The sequence below is a fragment of the Nodosilinea sp. LEGE 07298 genome, assembly GCF_015207265.1.
Classification (GTDB): domain Bacteria; phylum Cyanobacteriota; class Cyanobacteriia; order Phormidesmidales; family Phormidesmidaceae; genus Nodosilinea.
This window is the reverse complement of the sequence record NZ_JADEXE010000441.1, coordinates 1-4,120: the sequence shown is the minus strand read 5'-3', so window position 1 is coordinate 4,120 and position 4,120 is coordinate 1. Positions and strand designations below refer to the sequence as shown.

The 4,120-nt window shown below is 58.7% G+C and carries 6 protein-coding genes; all 6 read right to left on the bottom strand.

What is annotated here, in order from left to right; all coding sequences use genetic code 11:
• Positions 1 to 185, bottom strand: a 185-nt coding sequence (locus IQ273_RS34195; protein ID WP_228054246.1) for a hypothetical protein, incomplete at its 3' end; no start/stop codon positions are given.
• A 166-nt stretch (positions 186 to 351) separates the two neighbouring features.
• A complete protein-coding gene (locus tag IQ273_RS31255; RefSeq protein ID WP_194026986.1) occupies positions 352 to 918 on the bottom strand; it encodes a hypothetical protein in 567 nt (188 codons plus the stop codon).
• Positions 908 to 2,317 (bottom strand): DUF4055 domain-containing protein, encoded by a 1,410-nt coding sequence (locus IQ273_RS31250; RefSeq protein WP_194026985.1) that lies wholly within the window; start codon positions 2,315 to 2,317, stop codon positions 908 to 910. Before IQ273_RS31250 ends, IQ273_RS31255 begins: the two co-directional genes overlap by 11 nt.
• Positions 2,318 to 2,519: 202 nt before the next feature.
• Complete coding sequence (locus IQ273_RS31245) at positions 2,520 to 2,891, bottom strand: hypothetical protein (protein ID WP_194026984.1); 372 nt, start codon at positions 2,889 to 2,891, stop codon at positions 2,520 to 2,522.
• A gap of 2 nt (positions 2,892 to 2,893) precedes the next feature.
• Positions 2,894 to 3,220: a hypothetical protein gene (locus tag IQ273_RS31240; protein ID WP_194026983.1), complete on the bottom strand. Its 327-nt coding sequence runs from the start codon at positions 3,218 to 3,220 to the stop codon at positions 2,894 to 2,896.
• 2 nt (positions 3,221 to 3,222) lie between these two features.
• On the bottom strand, positions 3,223 to 4,120 hold an 898-nt coding region (locus tag IQ273_RS31235), incomplete at its 5' end, for a hypothetical protein (protein WP_194026982.1).

Below are 4,120 nucleotides of genomic sequence, written 5' to 3'. Positions count from 1 at the left end.
GCCGGGACCACATCACGCACCAAAAACTCAGGAGGTACGATCACCTCAGTCATGCCGCCTCTACCTGCGCCCTGGCTGCGATCGCCAGTCGTTTCATGGTTGACCAGGGCGGGCAGGCTGGTTTGTTTCCGAATTTCCTGGACACCCATCGCCAGGATTTTGCCATACAGATCTTCGAGAGCCATTGAGTCACCTACAGGGTTAGAAAGGTTAAAGGTTAAAGGTTGAAGGTTGAGGGTTGAAGGTTGAGGGTTGAAGGTTGAGGGTTGAGGGTTGAGGGTTGAGGGTTGAGGGTTGAGGGTTGAGGGTTGAGGGTTGAGGGTTGAGGGTTGAGGGTTGAGGGTTGAGGTGCTACTGCACCGAGACACCACCCGCCAGAACGGCCCCAGGGTCAGCACCTGAGATAATGCCGTTGGTAACTGGCACAGCAGCGGGGGCTGTAGTAGACGTTTCCCCGGTCGTGGTGCCCGTGCCCGCTGCGTCGTCGGCGTGGAACATAGCCGGGTAAGACGTCTTCAGGCTGTCCCACATACCCTCGGGTACAGCGATCGCGCCATCGTCATTCACTTCCAACCCATTCAGCACACGCGGGAGCAGCAGCTCTTCATACTCAGGCCGCACCCCGGCAGCCACCAGCCCGCGCACGGCCTGTACTTCTTTCTTGGCGTTGAGTGCTTCGGTCTGGGTATCGGCTAGCTGTTGCCTAAAGGTGTCTCGCTCGGCAGCGATCGCCTGGGTTTGCTGATCACTGGCAACGCGGGTCGCCTGCGCGGCGATCGCATCACGGGCAGCCTGCGGGTCCAGGCCAGCGTAAGGCTCTAGTGCCTGACCCAGAGCATCGAGCTGGGCCGCGATCGCCTGTTGCTGTTCATCGGGCAGAGCCTTAGACAGGTCAGCGAGTGCTTTCTTAAAGTCCATCGGTCGTGTCTCCTATGGGGGATGTATCAGGGAAAAACTTGGTTGCCTTAGCCAGGTTTCGGACCTCATCACGATCCAAAATCTCCAGCTCTTTGAGTCGAGCAAAGGCCAGCAGTAGCTGGGGGTCATTGCTCAGCCCCTCAAAGAATTTCGTCTGTAGCTCACAGCGCCCGCCCGAGGGCAGGCCCAACCAAAGGGCGTGCGCCCGCAGGCAGTCGGTTAACCCCTGCGCCAGGTCAGAGGCAAACAGAAACAGCTCAGACTCAATCTTTTTGGCGCTGATCATCGTCGTGGCGGCAGCTTGCCTATCGGCAGGCTTGACGAGGTAATCAGCCCCCAAAAAGTCCATCTCTTTCTCGATGTCCTTAACCTCAATCCTCGACATAGCGAGGCTTTGAGAGTTTGGCTCACTCCAGCCAAAGCCGCCGCCCAAGGGTACATCGACAATCCGGCGAGGCCCCAGTATCAAGCTCTCACCCTGGCCACCAGTCCTAACGGGCGTAGGGAAAGCGCAGTAGTGCATTTTCTGGCGGTGGTCGCTGGTCACCTGGTAGTGGACCAGGTTTAGTTTGGCCAAGCTCAAGAGAGTCGGATTGCTGCGAAAGAAGCCGACGCGATCGCCGCCATAGAGAGGCACCAGCGGGATATGGTCAAACGGCTGCAGGCTACCCCGCACCCTACGGCCCATCACCCCCGAGCGATCGGCTAGATGATACTGGCGATTAGCGCCATCGGTGCCCCGCCTGATCACAAAGGTATCGAAGCGGCCAGGGGTCAGCCGTAGGTAAAAGGTTTCTTCAGATTCGCCATAGTCGCCATTCGGTAGGGTCTGGTCATAGCGAATCACCGCCATGGCCAGCACATCCCGGCCCGCCATCCGCCGGTAACGCCAGTTAATCACCTGGAGCGGGTTAATGCTCTGCCAGTAGGGCGCACGGCCCGCCCCCAGAGCATCGGCCAAGCTCAAAATGCTGGTGTCGGCCTCGGGGTAGTCCACAAACGAAAAGGTATGGCCCAGGCGTAGAGCCGCCACCCCAATATCAGCACAGAGGCGATCGCCCGGTTGACCTGTGCCGCTCAAGTTCTCCCAATGCTTCTGCATCGGCCTGGGCACATCGACCAGGCGCACACCGTTGTTAAAGACCAGACCCAAAAAATCGCGGCAGGTTTGGGCAAATTTATCGCTGAAATGGCTCTGGCTCAGCCTCAGTTCATACTCGGCAGATTCTTCCCCCGGCAGCTGCGGCAGGAAACGCTTTGCGTTGGCGCGAGGTTTCAGGGTGCCATCGGGCTTTGTCTCCACCCAGGCGCGATCGCCCATGTAAACCGCTTCAAGTAACTGCCAGATCGGCAGCTGCTCTCGGTAGGCTTTGCATTGGTAGCTGATCAGTTCTGGCAAAGGTGAGACTCGCTAGACCAGTCTCAAGAATACCCGCCGCAACGAAGTAGAGCGCTTTTGTAACGTGGGGCAGCGCCCAGGGTTAACGGCCACAGCGAAGATCTGTGCCAGCGCCACCCGTTTTTTAGGGTCGCGCTGGAGAGTTTCGCAAAAAAGCCGCCCGGTAGAGCGGCCCAGAAATAGGAGTTGCAAACGTCATCGACTAGCCACGCATTGTAGAGCCGCTGCCCCACTGCTGACCATAGATGCGCCGATGCACCCCCAGGCGAATCGTGGCGGCGATTTCGTCTATGTACTGGTTAGCCTCACGGTGAAGGCTGCCCATCCGTTCGCCGACGGCATACTGTTGGGTGCCACTGCCCCCGCTGTTAAAGGTCTGAGCAGCAAACGGTACAGTCGTGGTCATCTGCGTTTGCAGCCGGTCGAGCTGGCGCAGGTGTGCGCGTATGGTGCCCTCGGCGGCAGCGTCGAGCATTTCAGCACAGCGACCGCTAAGAATTTGCCGGTAGTCAGGCCCAGCCGGGTAACCCAAAAAGCGGCGGATAGATTCAATTTCGTCGGGGGTCATAGCCATGGTTAAACCTGGGTTGCGCCTGCGGTATCAGCGTAGATGTCTAAGGCCGTGGCAATGGCGACTAGGGCACAGTGCCTGCGGTATTCTCGCCTTAGCTCAGGCAGCAGGGTAGACCCGTCTACTTGTGCTTCTGCCAAGATAGCCGCCGCCAGGGTGTCCAGGCTGGTTAGGTAGGTTTCAATGGTGGCGATCGCACCGGCTTTATAGTTGGCATCACTCATCGCATCGACAGTAGCCAGGGCAGCAGCGATCGTCTGCTGGCTAGAGTTCGAGGCCGGAAAGCCCAAATATTTGCCAATTTTTTGAGGGGTCGCAGTAGCGAAAGGCATAGTTACCGGAGGCTAACGCCATAACGTCTAGAGTTTGCCCGAGTACCAGGAATAAGAACAGAGTCCTGAGCACCGGGGGTCGTGTCGGGGTTAGGTATCCGAATCGAGCGGTTGTTACGGCTACTGCCCAAAACCGGGCCACTGCCCCCCACGTAAAGCTCTGCTGACGTTCTGTTGTAGTTTGGCCTAACGATACTCTGAATTTCATACCCAATCTGATAGCCAACGTCACCCAATGACCAAAATCTAGGGTCAGTCGCCATCTGCTCAGCCGTAGGAGACACCAGGGGCTGACGAGGCGCAAGCTTGGGCACGGTGTAATTCATCCGGTTTGCTTGGTCATAGGTCATCGTGGTATCTCGCCTAATTCGCTCCAGGGCAGGCGAGTTAGCAATGTGCAGCGACTCACCAAAGCGGCCCATAAATGTGCTGCTCGTGGTTGTGCCGTCGCTGTTCATCCGGTTAATTCGGCCCAGGCGATCGCTAAGGTAACGCGCCCCCCGCTGCGCCCGCTCAGCCCTGCGATCGGTGGCCAAGGCCCGCCGAGTAGCGGCCACTGCCTTACGCTGCTCCGCATACATCTGGCGATCCAGGTTGCGAAGGGTGTAATCGTTGCGAATATAGGGAGACTCATTAAACTCGCGCCCGGTCGAATCGCCCCTAAATTGCCGGGTCCAGTCCAAAACAGTCTTGTTGTCGCCCACGGCCTTAGCCGAGCTAACGATATGTTTGCAGGGGCTGAGGGGTCGGGTTTGGTTCCAGCTGCGATCGCGGCGATGGCTTGGGGCGGTGGCCACCTGGTAGCGCGACTCACTAAAGCCATAGTCGGGGCAGCTGCAGCGATAGGCCCACGGCCCCACCCCCGGCAGGTAGCCAGCAGGCACCCCGCCACCGCCGCCG

Coding starts and splice junctions, on each gene's coding strand:
- IQ273_RS31255 (WP_194026986.1), bottom strand. CDS start 918: ATGGACTTTAAGAAAGCACTCGCTGACCTGTCTAAGGCTCTGCCCGAT.
- IQ273_RS31245 (WP_194026984.1), bottom strand. CDS start 2,891: ATGGCTATGACCCCCGACGAAATTGAATCTATCCGCCGCTTTTTGGGT.
- IQ273_RS31240 (WP_194026983.1), bottom strand. CDS start 3,220: ATGCCTTTCGCTACTGCGACCCCTCAAAAAATTGGCAAATATTTGGGC.